The sequence below is a fragment of the Amycolatopsis sp. NPDC031561 genome (genome assembly GCF_055580625.1).
The window spans coordinates 627,671-645,961 of sequence record NZ_JBVILA010000002.1 but is presented as its reverse complement, the minus strand read 5'-3'; the positions used below and the strand labels follow the sequence as shown (position 1 = coordinate 645,961).

General features: G+C 68.0%; 20 protein-coding genes and 3 tRNA genes. 6 read left to right on the top strand and 17 right to left on the bottom strand.

From position 1 onward, the window contains the following. The 4 genes from ACZ5IK_RS08755 to rplJ all read right to left on the bottom strand — a co-directional run bounded on the left by ACZ5IK_RS08755 (position 1) and on the right by rplJ (position 3,490). Positions 1 to 753 carry an MlaE family ABC transporter permease gene (locus tag ACZ5IK_RS08755; RefSeq protein WP_101612142.1) on the bottom strand — a complete coding sequence of 251 codons (753 nt, stop codon included), beginning with the start codon at positions 751 to 753 and terminating at the stop codon, positions 1 to 3. A 38-nt stretch (positions 754 to 791) separates the two neighbouring features. Then, positions 792 to 1,961, bottom strand: coding sequence for an ABC transporter ATP-binding protein (locus ACZ5IK_RS08750; RefSeq protein ID WP_465487200.1), 1,170 nt, complete (start codon positions 1,959 to 1,961; stop codon positions 792 to 794). A gap of 542 nt (positions 1,962 to 2,503) precedes the next feature. Next, on the bottom strand, positions 2,504 to 2,890 hold the full coding sequence (rplL, locus tag ACZ5IK_RS08745; RefSeq protein WP_101612140.1) for a 50S ribosomal protein L7/L12: 387 nt from the start codon (positions 2,888 to 2,890) through the stop codon (positions 2,504 to 2,506). Between the two features lie 48 nt (positions 2,891 to 2,938). After that, complete coding sequence (gene rplJ, locus ACZ5IK_RS08740) at positions 2,939 to 3,490, bottom strand: 50S ribosomal protein L10 (RefSeq protein WP_101612139.1); 552 nt, start codon at positions 3,488 to 3,490, stop codon at positions 2,939 to 2,941. A gap of 361 nt (positions 3,491 to 3,851) precedes the next feature. Between rplJ and ACZ5IK_RS08735 the strand changes: the two genes are divergently transcribed. After that, positions 3,852 to 4,697, top strand: a complete 846-nt coding sequence (locus ACZ5IK_RS08735) for a hypothetical protein (protein ID WP_465487199.1) — start codon at positions 3,852 to 3,854, stop codon at positions 4,695 to 4,697. A gap of 88 nt (positions 4,698 to 4,785) precedes the next feature. Here ACZ5IK_RS08735 and ACZ5IK_RS08730 read toward each other — a convergent pair whose 3' ends face one another. The 6 genes from ACZ5IK_RS08730 to ACZ5IK_RS08705 form a co-directional block, all read right to left on the bottom strand. After that, entirely contained in the window at positions 4,786 to 5,550 is a 765-nt protein-coding gene (locus tag ACZ5IK_RS08730) for an alpha/beta fold hydrolase (protein ID WP_465487198.1), read from the bottom strand. A gap of 76 nt (positions 5,551 to 5,626) precedes the next feature. Then, positions 5,627 to 6,340 carry a 50S ribosomal protein L1 gene (gene rplA, locus ACZ5IK_RS08725; protein WP_101612136.1) on the bottom strand — a complete coding sequence of 238 codons (714 nt, stop codon included), beginning with the start codon at positions 6,338 to 6,340 and terminating at the stop codon, positions 5,627 to 5,629. Between the two features lie 84 nt (positions 6,341 to 6,424). Then, the gene (rplK, locus tag ACZ5IK_RS08720; protein ID WP_410606977.1) at positions 6,425 to 6,859 is read right to left on the bottom strand and encodes a 50S ribosomal protein L11; all 435 of its coding nucleotides are present in this window, start codon (positions 6,857 to 6,859) and stop codon (positions 6,425 to 6,427) included. A 78-nt stretch (positions 6,860 to 6,937) separates the two neighbouring features. Beyond that, positions 6,938 to 7,795: a transcription termination/antitermination protein NusG gene (gene nusG / locus ACZ5IK_RS08715; protein WP_465487197.1), complete on the bottom strand. Its 858-nt coding sequence runs from the start codon at positions 7,793 to 7,795 to the stop codon at positions 6,938 to 6,940. A 76-nt stretch (positions 7,796 to 7,871) separates the two neighbouring features. Beyond that, positions 7,872 to 8,324, bottom strand: coding sequence for a preprotein translocase subunit SecE (gene secE / locus ACZ5IK_RS08710; protein ID WP_409489825.1), 453 nt, complete (start codon positions 8,322 to 8,324; stop codon positions 7,872 to 7,874). 27 nt (positions 8,325 to 8,351) lie between these two features. Continuing rightward, positions 8,352 to 8,424 (bottom strand) — tRNA-Trp (locus tag ACZ5IK_RS08705). 207 nt (positions 8,425 to 8,631) lie between these two features. Here ACZ5IK_RS08705 and ACZ5IK_RS08700 point away from each other — a divergent pair. Both ACZ5IK_RS08700 and ACZ5IK_RS08695 read left to right on the top strand, forming a co-directional pair. Beyond that, positions 8,632 to 9,861 (top strand): pyridoxal phosphate-dependent aminotransferase, encoded by a 1,230-nt coding sequence (locus ACZ5IK_RS08700; protein ID WP_465487196.1) that lies wholly within the window; start codon positions 8,632 to 8,634, stop codon positions 9,859 to 9,861. Next, positions 9,858 to 10,754: a TIGR03619 family F420-dependent LLM class oxidoreductase gene (locus ACZ5IK_RS08695; protein ID WP_465487195.1), complete on the top strand. Its 897-nt coding sequence runs from the start codon at positions 9,858 to 9,860 to the stop codon at positions 10,752 to 10,754. The genes ACZ5IK_RS08700 and ACZ5IK_RS08695 overlap by 4 nt, the downstream gene beginning before the upstream one ends. 45 nt (positions 10,755 to 10,799) lie before the next feature. Here ACZ5IK_RS08695 and ACZ5IK_RS08690 read toward each other — a convergent pair whose 3' ends face one another. Beyond that, on the bottom strand, positions 10,800 to 11,015 hold the full coding sequence (locus ACZ5IK_RS08690; RefSeq protein WP_101612131.1) for a hypothetical protein: 216 nt from the start codon (positions 11,013 to 11,015) through the stop codon (positions 10,800 to 10,802). A 116-nt stretch (positions 11,016 to 11,131) separates the two neighbouring features. Between ACZ5IK_RS08690 and ACZ5IK_RS08685 the strand changes: the two genes are divergently transcribed. Further along, entirely contained in the window at positions 11,132 to 12,064 is a 933-nt protein-coding gene (locus tag ACZ5IK_RS08685) for an SGNH/GDSL hydrolase family protein (protein WP_465487251.1), read from the top strand. Positions 12,065 to 12,122: 58 nt separating this feature from the next. On the opposite strand, the gene ACZ5IK_RS08680 is transcribed toward ACZ5IK_RS08685, so the two are convergent. From ACZ5IK_RS08680 to ACZ5IK_RS08655, 6 genes are all read right to left on the bottom strand, one after another. Beyond that, positions 12,123 to 12,527 carry a MaoC family dehydratase gene (locus ACZ5IK_RS08680; RefSeq protein WP_465487194.1) on the bottom strand — a complete coding sequence of 135 codons (405 nt, stop codon included), beginning with the start codon at positions 12,525 to 12,527 and terminating at the stop codon, positions 12,123 to 12,125. Then, the gene (locus ACZ5IK_RS08675) at positions 12,524 to 12,973 is read right to left on the bottom strand and encodes a MaoC family dehydratase N-terminal domain-containing protein (RefSeq protein ID WP_101612128.1); all 450 of its coding nucleotides are present in this window, start codon (positions 12,971 to 12,973) and stop codon (positions 12,524 to 12,526) included. The genes ACZ5IK_RS08680 and ACZ5IK_RS08675 overlap by 4 nt, the downstream gene beginning before the upstream one ends. 87 nt (positions 12,974 to 13,060) lie before the next feature. After that, entirely contained in the window at positions 13,061 to 13,225 is a 165-nt protein-coding gene (gene rpmG, locus ACZ5IK_RS08670) for a 50S ribosomal protein L33 (RefSeq protein ID WP_005152047.1), read from the bottom strand. A 45-nt stretch (positions 13,226 to 13,270) separates the two neighbouring features. Then, positions 13,271 to 13,343: transfer RNA gene (locus tag ACZ5IK_RS08665), tRNA-Met, on the bottom strand. A 50-nt stretch (positions 13,344 to 13,393) separates the two neighbouring features. Next, positions 13,394 to 13,466 (bottom strand) — tRNA-Thr (locus tag ACZ5IK_RS08660). Between the two features lie 79 nt (positions 13,467 to 13,545). Then, positions 13,546 to 16,161 carry a putative bifunctional diguanylate cyclase/phosphodiesterase gene (locus ACZ5IK_RS08655; protein ID WP_410604402.1) on the bottom strand — a complete coding sequence of 872 codons (2,616 nt, stop codon included), beginning with the start codon at positions 16,159 to 16,161 and terminating at the stop codon, positions 13,546 to 13,548. A 280-nt stretch (positions 16,162 to 16,441) separates the two neighbouring features. Between ACZ5IK_RS08655 and ACZ5IK_RS08650 the strand changes: the two genes are divergently transcribed. After that, on the top strand, positions 16,442 to 17,380 hold the full coding sequence (locus ACZ5IK_RS08650) for a GNAT family N-acetyltransferase (RefSeq protein WP_465487193.1): 939 nt from the start codon (positions 16,442 to 16,444) through the stop codon (positions 17,378 to 17,380). Between the two features lie 38 nt (positions 17,381 to 17,418). Next, the gene (locus tag ACZ5IK_RS08645) at positions 17,419 to 18,267 is read left to right on the top strand and encodes an SAM-dependent methyltransferase (protein ID WP_101612125.1); all 849 of its coding nucleotides are present in this window, start codon (positions 17,419 to 17,421) and stop codon (positions 18,265 to 18,267) included. Positions 18,268 to 18,291 lie beyond the last annotated feature (24 nt).

The following is an 18,291-nucleotide window of genomic DNA, read 5'->3' as shown; positions in this document are numbered from 1 at the left end:
TCAGTCCAGCTTTCCGGGCACGATCTGCAGGTAGATCAGCGTGATCACGAAGTTCACCACGAACAGCATGAGGAACGTGATGACCACAGCCTGGTTCACCGCGTCCCCGACGCCCTTCGGGCCGCCGGACGGATTCAGTCCCCGGTAGGAGGCGACGACCGCGGCGATGAAGCCGAAGATCAGCGCCTTCAGCTCGCCGACCCAGAGGTCGGGAAGCTGGGCCAGTGCGGAGAAGCTCGCCAGGTACGCGCCCGGCGTCCCGCCCTGGAGGACGACGTTGAAGAAGTAGCCGCCGAGCACGCCGATGACGCTGACCATGCCGTTCAGCAGGAGCGCCACCAGCATCATCGCGAGTACGCGCGGCACGATCAGCCGCTGCACCGCGGAGACGCCGAGCACCTCCATGGCGTCGATCTCTTCACGGATCGTCCGCGCGCCGATGTCGGCGCAGACGGCGCTACCGCCGGCGCCCGCGACCAGCAGCGCGGTGACCAGCGGACTAGCCTGCTGCACGGTGGCGAGCACCGACCCGGCGCCCGTGTAGGACTGGGCGCCGAGCTGGCGGGCGAGCGAACCGAACTGCAGCGAGATGACCGCGCCGAACGGGATCGCGACGAGCGCCGTCGGCAGGATCGTGACGCTCGCGATGAACCAGGCCTGCTGGATGAACTCCCGCAGCTGGAACGGGCGCTGGAAGATGCCACGAACGATGTCGAGGCCGAGAGCGAACAGGTTCCCGGTCTCGCGCAACATGCCGATGCCGGGAATCTTCGCCGATGAAGCGGGAGAGCTCACGCGCCACCTGACCCCGGATCATGTGGCCGCATGCGGTGGTTGCCCGGTCTCCCCGGATGCGGGATGGAGGCGACCTGGTCGTCGGGCAGCTGCCCCTGGTGGTGGTTCGGCATGGAGCCGTCGCTCTGCTGCGAACGGTGCCCCGCGGCGGCGAGGCGCTGCGGGCGGACGCCGTAGCGCTGCTGCTCCTCCGGGGAAAGCGACTCGATGATGCTCTGCTGGGCTTCGTGCGGGAGACCGCTGAGGATCTCCATGACGCGGTCCTTGCGGCGGACCGCACCCATCCGCGTCGGCACGCCGGGCGTGGGCTGCATCTGCGGCGGCACCCCGCTGACGTCCTCGACACCGCCCGAGTGGTGACCGGCCTCGAACATGGCGCGCTCGGCGGCGAGCTGGGCCGAGTCCTTCTCCTCGCTCATGCCGATGGGGCCGTCCATCTTGCCGTTGAGGAACTGCTTGACGACCGGCTCCTCGCTGGTCAGCAGCACCTCGCGCGGACCGAACATGACCAGTTCCTTGCGGAAGAGCATGCCCAGGTTGTCCGGGACGGTGCGGGCGAGGTTGATGTTGTGCGTGACGATCAGGAACGTCGCGTCGATCTGCGCGTTGACGTCCAGGAAGAGCTGGGAGATGTAGGTGGTGCGGACCGGGTCGAGGCCGGAGTCCGGCTCGTCGACCAGGATGATCTGCGGGTCCAGCACCAGGGCGCGGGCGAGGCCGGCGCGCTTGCGCATACCGCCGGAGATCTCGCCGGGGAGCTTCTTGTCGGCACCGTTGAGACCGGTCATCTCGAGCTTCTCGAGCACGATCCGGCGGACCTCGGTCTCCGACTTCTTCGTGTGCTCCCGCAAGGGGAACGCCACGTTGTCGTAGAGGTTCATCGAGCCGAAGAGGGCGCCGTCCTGGAAAAGGACACCGAAGAGCTTGCGCACCTCGTAGAGCTGGTGTTCGGAGCACGTCACGATGTCGACGCCGTTGATCATGCACCGGCCCTTGTCGGGCTTGAGCAGACCGATCATCGACTTCAAGAAGACGGACTTACCGGTTCCGGACGGACCGAGCATCGCCGAAACCTCGCCCGGAGGCAGGGTCAGCGTGACGTCCCGCCAGATGGCCTGCTTACCGAAGGACTTGCTCAGACCTTCGATGACCACCTCGGCACCCATCGCACCTCCAGGAGCTGTTCCGCGTCGTCGCGCACTGCCTTCCCGTCCCACTGGCTCGGGAGGGCGCATGCGTCCGCGCAGCGATACCCGCGTCAACCAGGTGCAACGAGCTGAGTGCGAACAGGTTACTCACCAGTTTTCTTTTCTGGCCAGACCCGCGGGTAACTTTTCGCGCAGCCCGCTCCGGCCCGTGCACCGCTAGCGGCACCGTAGTGCACGTCACCCCTCGGCGCAGATCCACAACTCGGCTCCGTTCCCAGGTCGGGGCGGTTTCGCGTCGCGATTAGGGGGCTAAACGCAGGTCAACCCCCTCGCGTCCGCACACCCCCGGCCCCCTCTGCCCCGGCCTCCCGAAGCGCCTTTAGCGGGCTAAACGCGATCCGGCGCCCTTAGGGCGCTCAGGTGCTTAGCGTGGCTACGCGTCGCGATTAGGGGGCTAAACGCACTCCGGCCGGCTGGGGTACGGACAGCGAAGGGGCGGGCATCCGTGGTGGATGCCCGCCCCTTCGACGGTGCTGCGGTAGGCGCTGACGCGCCCGAGATCACTTGATGGCGATCTTGGCGCCCGCGGCCTCGAGCTTCTCCTTGGCGGCCTCGGCGGCCTCCTTGTCGACCTTCTCCAGGAGGGCCTTGGGAGCGGCCTCGACCAGCTCCTTGGCCTCCTTCAGGCCCAGGCCCGAGACGACCTCACGGACGACCTTGATGACCTGGATCTTCTTCTCACCAGCGGACTCGAGGACGACGTCGAACTCGTCCTGCTCCTCGACCGGCGCGGCAGCGGCGGCACCCGGGCCAGCGGCGACGACGGCAGCCGGGGCGGCCGCGGTCACGTCGAAGGTGGTCTCGAATTCCTTCACGAACTCGGACAGCTCAAGAAGGGTGAGCTCCTTGAAGGCGTCGATCAGCTCGGTGGTGCTCAGCTTCGCCATGGTGGCTTTCCTCTCTGAAACGAACTAAAAGTTCGGGGTGGGGGGTGTTCAGCTCTCGGCGGGTGCTTCGGCTGCTTCGGTACCGGCGTTGCGCTGCTTGTCCTCCAGCGCGGCAGCCAGGCGAGCGACCTGGGACGCCGGCGCCTGGAACAGCGCGGCGGCCTGGGACAGCTTCGCCTTGAACGCGCCCGCCGCCTTGGCGAGCAGGACCTCACGGCTGTCGAGATCGGCGATCTTGTTGATCTCGTCCACGGACAGCGTCTTGCCGTCCATGAAGCCGCCCTTGATCACAAGCGCGTTGTTGTCCTTCGCGAAGTCGCGAAGCGCCTTCGCGGCGTCAACAGCTTCACCTTCGACGAAGGCGATGGCGGTCGGGCCGACGAACAGGTCTTCAAGGCCCTCGATGCCCGCGTCCGTGGCGGCACGCTTGACGAGGGTGTTCTTCGCGACCCGGTACTTGGCACTGGTGCCGAGAGCGCGGCGCAGCTGGGACAGCTGGGACACGGAGAGGCCGGTGTACTGGGTAACGACTGTGGCCGAGCTGCTGCGGAAGCTCTCCGCGATCTCGGCGACGGCCGCCTCCTTGTCGGGCTTCGCCATGGTCGCCTCCTCTCTTGGCTAGTGGTCCACTGGCCTTGAGAGCCCTGAAACGACGAAACGCCCCAGCGCAGACAGGCGCGGGGCGTCAGGGCACGCGACGGGATACGTCGCGGGCGAGCCTCGTTCCTCCTGCGCGGGTCGCCCGCCCTAGCGGGGCCTTCGTTCTCCAGGCCAGATGACCAGGAGAAGACCAGCGGTCTTCGGTAGAACCTTGACAAGAGTACGCGACCCCTTTTCACCTCCGGCGGCACCCCCTCCCAACTCGCGTTTAGCGGGCTAAACGCGATCGACGGGGGCATGGATGGAGAGCTAAACGCGACCGGCGGAGTGCATCGGGGGGTTCGCGGGGCATCATGGTGACGTGGCGGAGCAGCGTGATGACGGAAAGCCGGGCAGCGAGCCCGGCACGGACATCGAGCCCAAGGCGGGAGGTCAGCCCGCGCCTCAGCTGAACGACGAGCAACTGCGCCAGTTCCAGCAGTTTCAGCAGTTCCAGGACTATCTGAAGTTCACCGAGGCGCAGCAGCAGGGCCTCGTGCCGTCACAGCCCACTCAGCCCGTGACCCAGCACTACGCCGCACAGCCGCCGGCGCCTCCGGGACCGCCTCCCGGTGAGCTAGTCCCGGCTCCTCGACCGCGAGTGCCGCGCTGGCTGCGACGCATGGGCGGGAAGCTCCTGGCCTGGGTGATCGTGATCGTGCTGATCTGTGTCGGAGCCACCATCGTCTACCGGCAGTTCTTTCCCAGCGACGCCGGGCAGACCACCGCGGAGTTCGTTCAGGGCGGCGGCGGCAAACACCACACCAACCAGGTGCTTTCGACCAATCCCTGGGAAGCCGTGCGGGCCATCTACGACACGATCGGCAAGCCGTACCCGCCCGCCACCCGGGTCGAGAAGGTCTGCCTGTCGATGAGCGAACAGGCGCAGGCCCAGTTCGCCAGGGATCTCGGCTATCCGGATTGCGCCACCGCCGTCCCGGCCTTGAACGCCAAGGTCACCGACATCACGCCGTACATCTACGCCGTGCGCCCGATGTCGAGCGTGGTCCCGCGGCAGAACCTGACGATCCACTCGTGCTGGTACAGCATCCGCGGAGGTCCCCTGCTGGGCAGCTTCACCCTGCAGGAAGTCGAGATGGGCCAGTGGCTGATCACCGGGCACGCGAACTCCCCCGAGCCCTGCCCGGCCCCGCCCACCGGCAACTGACCTGGGCCTTCCTACCGCCGGATCGCGATTAGGGGGCGAAACGCACGTGCCCACCAGATCGCGATTAGGGGGCTAAAGTCGACTCGGGTCAGAGGTCGTGCGCGGTGAGGAAGGCCGCCAGCGTGGAGCCGAAGGCGGGGTGCGTGACGGCCGTCAGGTGATCGCCGGGGACGCGGACGAGGCGTGCGCCGGCGATGGCGGCGGCCAGGCGTTCGGGTTCGGCGGCCAGCGGATCGGTGTCCCCGGCCAGGATCAGGGTCGGCACGGAGATCGCCGTCAGGTCCAGTTTCGGGTTCGCGGTCCCGCGCGCGACGGCGGCCAGCGCGACCCGGTCGGCGCGCAGGGCGTCCGCCAGAACCCGGAAAGGCGCCGAAGACGGCGGAAGCGTCGCCGGATCCTCCGAAAGCAGCGCTTCGCTGATCGCGTCCGGCGTGACCACTCGCGTGTCCACGCCCCCGAAGTCGACGATCCCCGAGCCGACCCCGCCGATCGCGAGGCACCGGATCCGCGGGTCGGCGGCCACCGCGCCGAGCGCGATCATCGCGCCCATCGAGTAACCGACCATCGACACCTCGTCGAGGCCCAGCTCGTCCAGCAGCGCCGACACGTCGCGGACCATCGCGTCGTCGGCATAGCTCGCCTCGTCGTGCGGCTTCGCCGACCGACCGTGCCCGCGCGCGTCGAGGCTGATCACGGGCAGTCCCGCGTCCTGGAGGGTGTCGACGACGCCGGGTGCGATCCAGTTGGCGTTCGTGTCCGCGGCGAAGCCGTGCTGCAGCAGCACGGGGCGCCCTTCGCCTTCCCAAGCGGTGTACCTCAACTGGAGCCCGTCGAACGACGCGAAGGTAGGCATCCCTCCAGCAAACACGAAGAAGGGGCGGCCCCGCCGTAGCGGGACCGCCCCTTTCTCAGTGATGTCTAACTCAGACTCACGCGTCCTCGGAAAGGAGGTTGCGGGTCCGGGCGGGGTCGACCGGGATACCCGGGCCCATCGTCGTGGAGACGACGACCTTGCGCAGGTAGCGCCCCTTCGCCGACGACGGCTTGGCACGCAGGATCTCGTCCAGCGCGGCCGCGTAGTTCTCCACCAGCTTCTCGGTGTCGAACGAGGCCTTGCCGATCACGAAGTGCAGGTTGGCCTGCTTGTCGACGCGGAAGTTGATCTTACCGCCCTTGATGTCCGCCACGGCCTTCGCGACCGCGGGGGTCACGGTGCCGGTCTTCGGGTTCGGCATCAGGCCACGCGGGCCGAGGATGCGGGCGATGCGGCCGACCTTGGCCATCTGGTCCGGCGTCGCGATCGCGGCGTCGAAGTCGAGCCAGCCACCCTGGATGCGCTCGATCAGTTCGTCCGTGCCGACCACGTCCGCGCCGGCGGCCTCGGCCTCGGCGGCCTTGTCACCAACGGCGAAGACGATGACGCGGGCGGTCTTACCGGTGCCGTGCGGCAGGTTCACGGTGCCGCGGACCATCTGGTCGGCCTTACGAGGGTCGACACCGAGGCGCATGGCGACCTCGACGGTGGCGTCCATCTTCGACTTGGAGGTCTCCTTGGCCAGCTTCGCGGCCTCGAGCGGGGCGTACAGCCGCTCGCGGTCCACCAGCTCGAGGGCCTGACGGTAGGCCTTGCTGTGCTTGGTCATGCTTCTGTCCTCAACTCTTCAAAACGGATCAGTGTGGTGTTGGAGCCGGCACTGGCTCTCCCACGTGGTGCTGGAAAAACAGCGTCAGTCGACGACCGTGATGCCCATCGAGCGGGCGGTGCCCGCGATGATCTTCGCGGCCTGGTCGATGTCGTGCGCGTTCAGGTCGGATTCCTTGGTCTTCGCGATGTCGCGGACCTGGTCCCAAGTGACCTTGGCGACCTTGGTCTTGTGCGGCTCGCCGGAGCCCTTCTCCACGCCCGCGGCCTTCAGCAGCAGCCTCGCGGCCGGCGGCGTCTTGAGCTTGAAGTCGAACGAGCGGTCTTCGTACACGGAGATCTCGACCGGGACGACGTCCCCGCGCTGCGACTCGGTCGCGGCGTTGTAGGCCTTGCAGAACTCCATGATGTTGACGCCGTGCTGACCCAGCGCGGGGCCGACCGGCGGCGCGGGGTTGGCCGCACCCGCCTTGATCTGCAGCTTGATGATCGCCGCAAGCTTCTTCTTCTTGGGTGGCATTTCGTTTGTTCCTTCTTACTGACTTGAGTCCCCCGCACACCTGCCAGTACGCGGGGACTGCCGGCCGTCTGGCGGCCGTCAGATCTTGGAGACCTGGTTGAACGACAGCTCGACCGGGGTCTCCCGGCCGAAGATCGACACCAGGACCTTCAGCTTCTGCCCGTCCACGTTGACCTCGGAGATCGTCGCGGGGAGCGTCGCGAACGGACCGTCCATGACGGTGACCGACTCGCCGATCTCGAAGTCGACCTCGACCGCGGGGCCGCCCAGCTGCGACTCCGACGCGGCGGCCTCGCCCTTGCCGGACTTGGCGGGCGTGGCGGCCTCGACCTTGGGCGCGAGGAACTTCAGTACCTCTTCGACCGTCAGCGGCGAGGGACGCGACGTGGCACCGACGAACCCGGTGACGCCCGGCGTGTTGCGCACCGCGCTCCACGAGGCGTCGTTCAGGTCCATCCGGACCAGGATGTAGCCGGGCAGCACCTTGCGCTGCACCTGCTTGCGCTGGCCGTTCTTGATCTCGGTGACCTCTTCGGTCGGGACCTCGATCTGGAAGATGTAGTCCTCGACGTCCAGTGTCTGAGTACGGGTCTCGAGGTTGGTCTTCACCTTGTTCTCGTAACCCGCGTACGAGTGCACGACGTACCACTCACCGGGAGCGGCGTTGAGTTCCGCGCGCAGCTTCTCGACCGGGTCGAGGTTCTCGTCGACCTCGGGCTCGGCGGCGGCGGTGTCGTCGGCTGCGTTGTCGTCGGTCTCGTCGGACGCCTCTTCGGCCTCCGCGACATCTCCGGCTTCGTCGACCTCGTCGCCTGCGGCGGGCACCTCGACGGAGTCCAGGTGCTCGGACTGCTCGTCGCCGAGTGCCGCGTGCACCTGCTCGTCGGAAAGCTCGGTCAGCTCATGACCGGCTGCTGTGCCGTTGTCGGAGGTCACGTTCCGTCCTCTCAGTTGATCGGTTGCCGTGGCGCAGGCCACCGTGCGGTGCGCTCAAGCACCGCGACCGGCTGCCTCAGCTGCCGAAGACGGCACCGACGACCTCTTTGAAGGCCAGGTCGAGGCCGCTCACCAGCGCCACCATGAACACCACGAAGACCAGCACCACCGCGGTGTAGGTGACCATCTGCTTGCGGTTCGGCCAGATGACCTTGCGCAGCTCGGCCCAGACTTCGCGGATGAAGCGCATCAGCCGGGCGAAGATCGACGCCTGCTTCGGCTTGCGGTCGCGCTTCGGAGTCGCCGTGCCCTTGGCGTCCTTGGACTTCTCGGTCTTGTCCCCGGCCTTCGCCTTGCCGGCGGGGCGGGTCTTGTCGTCCGACTTGGCGTCGGCCTTCCCGGACGGGCGCGCGGACGCACGGCGCTCACGCCGGGCAGCGGCGGTCACCGGGCGGGACTGTTCGTCGGGCTTCTGCCCGGCGTCGTCCTTCGCCTTATCACCGCTGGCGTCGCTGTCGCTCACGACCACTCCTCCGCCTTCACCAGTTCGCTTACGCAGGGGTGACAGGACTTGAACCTGCAACCTGCGGTTTTGGAGACCGCTGCTCTGCCAATTGAGCTACACCCCTTTGGAGCTCCGATGGTCTGGAGCTCCCGAGGACGCATTCCATCGTCCCCACCGCCGTGGCGGGGATGACCGTAGTGCGTTCCGAGACCAGAAGTCTACGGCAACCCCCGAACAGCTTCGCAACCGCGCCCCTCAAAGGCGGCGCGGAGCAGCCTTCCGTGAGGAAACTCCCCCACGGCCGACCCCATGATCGTGCCACGATGTCGCCATGAGCGCTCCCGCACCCTCGCCTTCGCCGGCTTCACGCGTCTCTGCCCGCATCGGCGGCATCACGCCGTCGGCCACGCTGGCCGTCGACGCGAAGGCCCGGGAGCTCAAGGCGCAGGGCCGTCCGGTGATCGGGTTCGGCGCCGGGCAGCCGGACTTCCCGACCCCGGCCAACGTGCTCGAAGCCGCCGAGGCGGCCGTCCGGGACAGGGTGAATCACGGCTACACGGCCGCGGGCGGGCTGCCGGAGCTTCGCGAGGCGATCGCGGCGAAGACCGTCCGCGACTCCGGGTTCGAGGTGGACCCCGGCCGCGTCCTGGTGACCAACGGCGGCAAGCAGGCGGTTTACTCGGCGTTCGCGACGCTGCTCGACCCGGGCGACGAGGTGCTGCTCCCCGCGCCGTACTGGACGACCTACCCCGAGTCGATCGTCCTCGCCGGCGGCGTCCCGGTGCAGGTGACCGCGGACGAGACGACGGGCTACCTGGTCACCGTCGAGCAGCTCGAAGCCGCCAGGACGCCGCGCACGAAGGTGCTGCTGTTCGTCTCGCCGTCGAACCCGACAGGCGCGGTGTACCCACGCGAACAGGTCGAAGCGATCGGGCGCTGGGCGCACGAGAACGGCCTCTGGGTCATCACCGACGAGATCTACGAGCACCTGGTCTACGACGGCGCCGAAGCGCCTTCGATGCCCGTCCTGGTCCCGGAACTCGCCGACCGGACGATCGTCCTCAACGGGGTCGCGAAAACGTACTCGATGACCGGCTGGCGAGTGGGCTGGCTGCTCGGCCCGCAGGACGTGGTCAAGGCGGCGACGGCGTACCAGTCGCACTTGTGCGGCAACGTTTCGAACGTCGCGCAGCGGGCCGCGCTGGCGGCCGTGAGCGGTCCGCTCGACGCCGTTTTCGCGATGCGCGACGCGTTCGATTCACGGCGCAAGGCGGCACTTTCGCTGCTTTCCGGGATCGAGGGAGTGGAAACTCCGGTGCCGCTCGGCGCCTTCTACCTCTACCCGTCGATGAAAGCCTTGCTGGGCAAGGAGATCCGCGGTGAGCGACCGGCCGACACGGTGGCGCTGGCCGATCTGATCCTGCGCGAGGCCGAAGTCGCCGTGGTACCCGGCGAAGCGTTCGGGACACCCGGGTACTTCCGGATTTCCTATGCCCTGGCCGAAAAAGATCTCACCGAGGGAATCACCCGGATGGGCCGTCTGCTCGCGGAAGCACGGTGACCGTGATGCGCCTGGGAATCACCCTTCCGCAGTACGGCCCCCTGGCGTCCATGGACGCCGTCACCGGCTTCGCGACGGCCGCCGAAGAACTCGGGTACGAGTCCTTGTGGGTCGGGGATCGGGTGCTGGCCCCGGTTTCGCCGTCGGACTTCTACCCCGGCGGCACCCCGGAACGGCCGTATCCGCCCGAATTCGTCACCTTCGCCGATCCGCTGATCCTGCTGACGGTGGCCGCGAGCGTCACGAAGAAGGTCCGGCTCGGCACCAGCACGCTCACCGGAACGGTGTATCCGGCCGTGGTGCTCGCCCGGATGCTCACTTCGCTGGATCAGGTGAGCGGCGGACGTCTGGACGTCGGGCTGGGCACCGGCTGGCTACGCGACGAGTACACCGCGACAGGCACCCCGTGGAAGGGCCGCGGCGCGCAGCTGGAGGAGCTTCTCGAAATCCTACGAAAGTTCTGGACCGAGGACCCTTTCGAGCACGAAGGCGAACGCTGGCGGATCCCCGCGTCGAAGGTGGGGCTGCGGCCGGCACAGAGCCCGCATCCGCCGGTGCTGCTGGGCGGAGGGTCGGAGGCGGCGCTGGACCGCGTCGGACGTCGCGCGGACGGCTGGCTGCCCGCCGGTCTGCCCGCGCCCTACCTCGCGAAGCTCTGGGCGACCGTGGTGACTTCGGCCGAGAAAGCGGGCCGAGACCCCGGCGCGCTGCGGCGGGTGCTGCGGATCAATCCGAAGCCGGGCACCGGCCTCAAGGAGGTCGCGGCGAAGCTGGAAGAGGCCGCCGAAACCGGGATCACCGAGGCCTTCGTCGACCCGCATTACCTCGCGCGGGACGTCGGCCACGCCCTCGACCTCGCCGCTGAGCTGCGCGAACTCGTCCCGAAAGACTGAAAGCCCTCCCCCGGAGGGAAGGGCCTTCAGTGATGGCAGCAGGGGTCAGGATTCGCCGTCGGCGAGCTGAACGAGTGCGTGGGCCTTCGCGGCGTACTTCCAGTTGCCGAGGTCCCGGACGGTCTTGATCTTGAGTTCCGCGAGGAGCTCGTCGTGCTTCTTGGTCAAGCCCTCGAGCGCGGACGGCGGGGCGTCCAGCAGCTCGTTGATGCCTTTGTCCTCCCACGCCTTGTCGACCAGCTTGTTCAAGTTCAGGCTCACGTCTTCGCCTTTCCTCGGGTCTGGGTACGTGCCCACCTTGAACGTGATCCACGTCTCAGGCAACCGGCGATCACCCGTTCACGCGTAATTCACCGACGGTCGGACCAATGACAAGAGTGACCCGGGTCGCGTACAACGAACGGGTGACGCAGCGGAGAACTGGCGGCGGCTGTCTGTTCCTGGTGATCGTGTTGTCCGTCCTGGGGATCGCTTACCACCTGTGGGAGCGAGGGACGTCGGTGACACCGACGGGGGTCACCACTTCGGATGGCGCGGGCCGATATGTGGCTCTGGGTGACTCCTACACGGCGTCGCCGGGCACTGGACGGCCTGTGGGCGCGCCGGTGGGCTGCGACCGTTCGGACAACAACTACCCGAGCCTGCTCGCCGCGGCTCTGCGTCCGGCCGAGTTCGCCGACGTCAGCTGTGGCGGCGCCACGACCGAGCACCTCACCGGCGAGCAGAAGACCCGGGACGGCACGAACGCTCCGCAACTCGACGCGATCAATGGCGACACGACGCTGGTGACCGTCGGAATCGGCGGCAACGACGTGGGCTTCGTCGGCTTCGCGAGCCAGTGCGCGACGCAGCACCAGACCGCTTCGCCTTGCAAGACCCAGCTGACCGCGGGCGGACGCGACCAGCTCGCCGAGCGGATCACCGCCGCGGCGGACCGGCTCGGCGGAGTTCTGGACCAGATCCGCTCGAAGGCCCCCGAAGCGCGCGTCGTGGTCGTCGGATACCCGACAGCGCTTCCGGACGACGACGCCGGCTGCTGGCCGGTCCTGCCGGTCGGCGCTGGAGACGTCGCCTACTTCCGCGACTCGCTGGAGCTGCTGAACAGCACGCTGGAGAAGACGGCGAAGAAGCACGACGCGGGCTTCGCCGACATGTCGACCGCGAGCAAAGGTCGTGGCATGTGCAGTGCCGCGAACCGGCGATGGGTCGAGGGCCCCGCGCCCGCGGTCCCCGCGGCGCCGCTGCATCCGAATGCCCGGGGCGAGGAAGGCATGGCGGAGGTCATCGGGAAGCTGCTCAAGCTCGCTTAACAGGTCCGGCCTCGTGAGTGGTAAGGACGGTTAGAACAGTCCTTACCACTCACGAGCGTCAGGCGCGGACGACCGCTTGGGCCTTCCCGAGGACGGCCTTGCCGTCGAACTTGGCGGTGATGTCGATCCGCGCGGTGCCGTCGTCGTTGACCACGGCAACCTTCCCGGTGAACTCGATCGTCGCCGCGCCGTCGTTCGGCACGACCACGGGGCGCGTGAAGCGCGCGAAGTAGTCGATGAGGCGGCCGGGGTCGCCGAGCCAGTCCGTGACGAGCCTCGCCCCGAGCGCCATGGTCAGCATCCCGTGCGCGATGACGTCCGGCAGGCCGACCTCCTTGGCGAAGGCCTCGTTCCAGTGGATGGGGTTGAAGTCCAGCGAAGCGCCCGCGTAGCGCACCAGCTGGTCCCTGGTGACGTCGATGGTCAGCGGCGCCAGTTCTTCTCCGGCGGTGAACGTGCTCACGCGCCCTCCCCTCGGACCACGAGCTGGGCGTACGTGGTGGCGATCGGGCCGCCGTCGGCGCCGGAGATCTCGGCGCGCAGGTTGATGAAGTCGTTCCCGGCGCGGGTCATGATGTTGTCGATGTACGTGGTGAGCGACAGGACGTCGCCCGCGTGCACCGGCCGCGTGTAGGTGAACCGCTGGTCGCCGTGGACCATCCGCGAATAGTCGAGCCCCAGCTCGGGGTCGGAGACGATCGCGTTGATCGAAGCGAGATTGATGATCGTGAGGAACGTCGGCGGTGCGATGACGTCGGGGTGCCCGGCCGCCTTCGCCGCTTCGGTGTCGCGGTAGAGCGGGTTCGCGTCGCCGAGCGCGTCGGCGAACTCCCGGATCTTCTCGCGACTCACTTCATAGGTACTGGTCGGCGGGTATGCCCGCCCGGTGAACGACTGGTCCAAGGCCACCCGAGCAGGCTACCTAACCCGGAAATGCCCGAAGCCGCCCTGGTGACCAGGACGGCTTCGGGTGAGACTTGTAGAACCGCTAGACGCTCAGCGGGTCTCTTTGTGAGTCCGGTGCGTACCGCAGTTCGGGCAGAACTTCTTCATCTCCAGGCGATCCGGGTTGTTGCGCCGGTTCTTCTTGGTGATGTAGTTGCGGTGCTTGCACTCCTCACACGCGAGCGTGATCTTCGGTCGCACGTCAGTGGCAGCCACAGCATTTCCTTCTCTACTAGGCCTGGGATACCCAGGATTACCGCGTAGCGGTGGCCGGACTTGAACCGGCGACACAGCGATTATGAGCCGCTTGCTCTGCCAGCTGAGCTACACCGCCCTTACATAACCCTAACCGCGACACGCTAGCGTGACGCGGTTGAGGTTGCGAGCCCCTTTACGGAATCGAACCGTAGACCTTTTCCTTACCATGGAAACGCTCTACCGACTGAGCTAAAGGGGCCTTGCCCTCTCGCGAGGACTTGGAAAGATTAGCAGGCCGGTCGAGGGGCCTTGACCGGGGGGCAGGTTACCGCAAAACCTCAGGTCAGCAGGGTCAAGACGGTCTCGGAGTGTCGTCCCGGCGAGCGCGCCGTGCGGGCCTGCAGCCACGCCTCCAGGCGGTCCTCCGGCAGTGGCCGCGAGATGAGGTAGCCCTGTGCCACGTCACAGCCCATCGCCTCGAGCTGATCCCGCGCGACGTCCTCCTCGACACCCTCGGCGACGACCGTGAGGCCGAGCGAGTGGCCCAGTTCGACGATGGAGCGCACGACGGCGAGGTCTCCGAGGTCGGTGCCCATGCCGAGGACGAAGCTCTTGTCGATCTTGACCTGGTCGACCGGGAGCTGCCGCAGGTACGCCAGCGACGAGTAGCCGGTGCCGAAGTCGTCGACGGCGAGCACGATGCCCAGCGAGTGCAGTTCCCGCAGGATCGGCAGTGCCTTCTGCGGGTCGGACATCACACCGGACTCGGTCAGCTCGAAGGTGAGCAGCTCGGGCGGGATGCCGAAGCGGTCGAGTTCGCGCGCGACCTTCGTCGGGAAGTCCTCGTCGGCCAGGTTCCGCACCGACAGGTTCACCGCTGCGGAGATGCGCAGTCCTTCGTCGAGCCACTTCCGTACGCGCTTCAACGACTCTTCGAGCACGAAGGACGTCAGGACGCCGATGAGGCCGGCCGCTTCGATCGCCGGGACGAACTCGTCCGGGCCGAGCCTGCCGAACTCCGGATGCACCCAGCGCACCAGCGCCTCGACACCCTGGATCTGCCGGTTCGGCAAGGTGATCTTCGGCTGGTAGTGGACGCTCAGCTGGCCTTCTTCGAGCGACTGCCGGAACTGCGTGACCATCTGGAACCGGCGCATGAAGATCTGGCCCATGCTGGCCATGTAGCCGCGGACCTCTTCGCCGCCCTTGGTCGCGCGGACGGCGACGTCGGCGCGCTGCAGGAGCCCGTCGACGTCGACCTGGTCGTCGTCTTCCGCCGACGAGGTGGCGTAGCCGATCATCGCGTTGGCTTCGACGGAGAGCCGGTCCACCGGGTACGGGGCGACGAGTTCCGCGCGGAGCAGTTCCGCCGCGGCCTGGGCGCGTCCCGGCGCGCAGCCGACGAGGAGCGCCGCGAAGGACGCGCCTTCGAGCCTGGCGAGCGGGACGTCGGGGCCGAGCGCGTCGCGGATCCGGCGGCCCGCGGCGATGACCATCCGATCGGCCCACACGTAACCGAGGGCGTCGCTGACGGTGGAGAAGACGTCGAGATCGACCCTCAGGACGACCGCGTCGACCTGTTCGCGCAACGGTTCCTTGGCGACCTGACGGAAGCCCGGCCGGTTGAGCAGGCCGGTCAGCGGGTCGTGGTAGGCGTCGTGGCGCAGGGTCGCGAGGAGGCGCCGGTTGTCCAGCGACGTCGCGAGGTGGCTGGCCATCGTGCCGAGGAGCTGGATGTCGTACTTGCCGAAACCACGCCAGCGGGACAGCCTGTCGTGCGCTTCGACGACGCCGAGGAGCTGGTTCGCGCTGCGGAGCGGGACGACCAGTGCCTCTTGGGCGCCGCGGTCGAGCAACGCGGAGCGGACGTCGGGATTGGCCTCGGTGATCCGGAAGTGCCGGACGTGCGCGCCGGGAAGGCGCAGCAACGGGTCGTCGGCGGCCGGGTCGACGGGTGGCAGTTCGTCGCCCGCGACGACCATCCGCATGGTGTCCTTGGGTTCCAGCCGCAGCCTGAGCACGACACGGCCGGCGGCCAGCTGGTCCTTGATGCGTTCGGCGATGGTCGCCCACTCGCGGACGTCAACGCCGCCCACGAGTTCGTCGGCCCGCCCGGCGGGACGCGCGGCGGCCTGCTGACCGGATCGGGCGACCATCAGGCTGACGTCGGACAGCGCTTCCATGTCGCGCTGTTCGCGGAGCAGGTCGGAGTACGCCCAGTACAGCGCGGTGAGCCCGAGGAAGACGGCCAGCACGAGCGGCCAGGCCTTCGGCGTCCCGGAAATGACCAAATAGCCGGAAAGACCGACCGAGGCGTTGACGAATCCGACGACGAGGATGCGGCCGGTCAGCCGGATCGCGGTGCTGACCCGCATGCGGCGGCGCAGGACGCGGACGGCGGCGAGCGCGAGCAGCGTGCTGACCAGCGGCGCGGTCAAAGTGCCTGCCAGCGCGGCGATCCAGGTCATGTCCTGGGCGCCGGAGGCCTGTTTCACCAGTCCTGCCACGGCGAACGCGCCGGTGATCTCCAGCAGGAACGCACCGGCGTTGTAAAGCACCCGGCCCGCGACCTTGCGGGCCAGCAGGGTTCCGATGCCCGCCGCGAGATGCGCGGCGAGGACGACTTCGAAGGGTGCGACGAAGAATCCGATGACCAGGGGAATCTCGGTGAACGAGATCGTCCAGGAGATACCGCTGCGGACGTCGACGTTGATGCCGAGCTGTTCGGCGAGCAGGAACGCGAGCGCGAGGATCGGCCCGATCCACAACAGGTCGTCCGAGGCCTCGAAGTCCAGCCAGAGGCTGACCGCGGCCGCGGCGGCGATGCCCATGGTGAGTACCGCGAAGGTGTAGACGCGGAACCTTCGCTCGTCGGTACGAGCCTCCGTAACGGCGCCTCCCTTGCCCGGTGCTGCCTGTGCGGCGCTCACGGGCCTGCCGTTCGTGTCCGGCATCCGACCTTCCTTCCCGGCTGCCCAACCGGTCTTGTCCTACCGCGACCTCGGGGACGAGGGCAATACAGTACCCCGGAGGGCGTACCCAAGTCCCATTCGAGACAGTATGAGATCACCCCAGGGTTAACAATGGGCGCGTCGCGCTGACCTGCGTGGACCAAGGGGTGAAATGGGAGCGTTATTCGCGTTCCTTCCGACTACCGGAAGTCACCTGGCGCCACGGCCGAGCCAATGTCGTGAAGTTCCCTGCGGACCCGTCAGTAGGGGCTTGAATAGTCCTATGAATAGCCACGCCATCGCCGCCGGGCATGCCGAGCGGCTCGCCACCGTGGACGCCCTGCTCCCGGAAATGCCTGCACTGGAGCCTGTCGAGGGCTCCGTGTCACTCTCCGCGACAGAAGGCGACTCGGCCGCCGCCGGATTGTCGGTACGGACTGAGGCGGGCCCGGATTCTGTTGACTCTCCGTGGCGAGCGCTCGTCGAACATCGCCTCGAAGCGCGTCTCACCGGACCCCGCCCGGAAGCGGCCTTTGACGCATTACTCACCCGATGGGATGAACATCTGAAGGCGGTCGTCCCAGCCGGGGATGTCGAAACGGCGGCGACCGTGGTGCGGCCCAGCCGCGATTCGCCCGGCTCGGCCGAATTGCTGCGCCGCGGATTCGCTCCGGTGCTGGTGATCGCGGTCCGCCCGGCCGACCGGCTGGCCGTGACGGGACCGCCCGCCACTCCCGGAGTGCACATCCGGCCCGCCGAAGCCGATGATCTCGAAACCGCCGTCGGACTCGAGCTGGAATTGCAGCGCTATGACGCGCAGTTCGGTTCGGTCACTTTGCGCGAGGGCGCGGAGGAAGCGATCACCGCGGACCTGTCGAAACAGCTGGAGCGGGAGAACCCGACGCTGTGGATCGCGGAGTTGTACGGGCGCGCGCTGGGCATGGTGCGGGTGCAGTTCCCCGACGAGACCTCATGGATCGGGAACCGGGTCGCGGCCGAGCGGGTCGGCTACCTGTCTTCGCTGGCGGTGGCCGAGCCGGCGCGTTCGAGCGGGGTGGGGTCGGCGCTCGCGGCGCACGCGCACCAGATCTTCGACGAATGCGGGACCGAAGCCGTGCTGCTGCACCACGCGCTGGCCAATCCGCGCTCGACGCCGTTCTGGTACGCGCAGGGCTATCGGCCGCTCTGGACGTACTGGCAGCGGCGACCGGCGGTTCCCTGATCCCGATAGGCTGATCTTCGACGATCAGGGGGTTTTCCGTGACCAGGGAAGATGACGCGGCCCCGGTGGCGCCGACCGGGGTCGACACCGAAAAGCCGTCCGCGGCGAGGATCTACGACTGGTATCTCGGCGGGACCCACAACTGGGCCGTCGACCGCGAGTTCGCCCGCGGGCTGGAACGCCAGTGGCGGTGGGTCAAACCGGGCGCGCGGCACAACCGCGAGTTCATGAACCGTGTCGTGCGCGCGGCGCTGAACGCGGGGATCCGGCAGTTCGTCGATCTGGGTTCCGGTGTCCCGACCGCCGGGAACGTGCACGAGATCGTCGAAGAAGAGCTGGAGCCCGGCGATACGGCGAAGGTCGTGTACGTCGACTACGAGCCGGTGGCGGTGGCGCACGCGGAGCTGATCCTCGAGCGGCACGAGGCGACCGACTGGGCCGGGATCGTGCACGCCGACATGCGGCGGCCGAAGGACGTCCTGCGGCATCCGGAGACGTTGCGGCTGATCGATTTCTCGCAGCCGGTGTGCCTGATGATGATGGCCGTGCTGCATTTCGCCGGACCGCACGACGATCCGCCCGCGCTGGTCGCGACCTACCGGAACGCGCTGGCGCCGGGCAGCTGGCTGGGGCTTTCGCACATGAGCTTCGGCGGCCAGACCGGCGAGGACGCGGACGGGCTGCGCTGGATGGTCGAGCAGTACCGGAAGACGAGCAACCCGGTGTGGATGCGGGACCGCGAGGAGATCGAACCACTCTTCGGGGAGTGGCCACTGCTGGAGCCCGGCCTCGTCCACCTGCCCGACTGGCGGCCGGTGCGGGAGCTGCGGCGGGACGAGCTGGGCGCCCGGCCGTTCGCCTGGTGCGGCGTCTCGGTCCACCCCTGACGTCCGACCTTTGCGCCGTGCGCG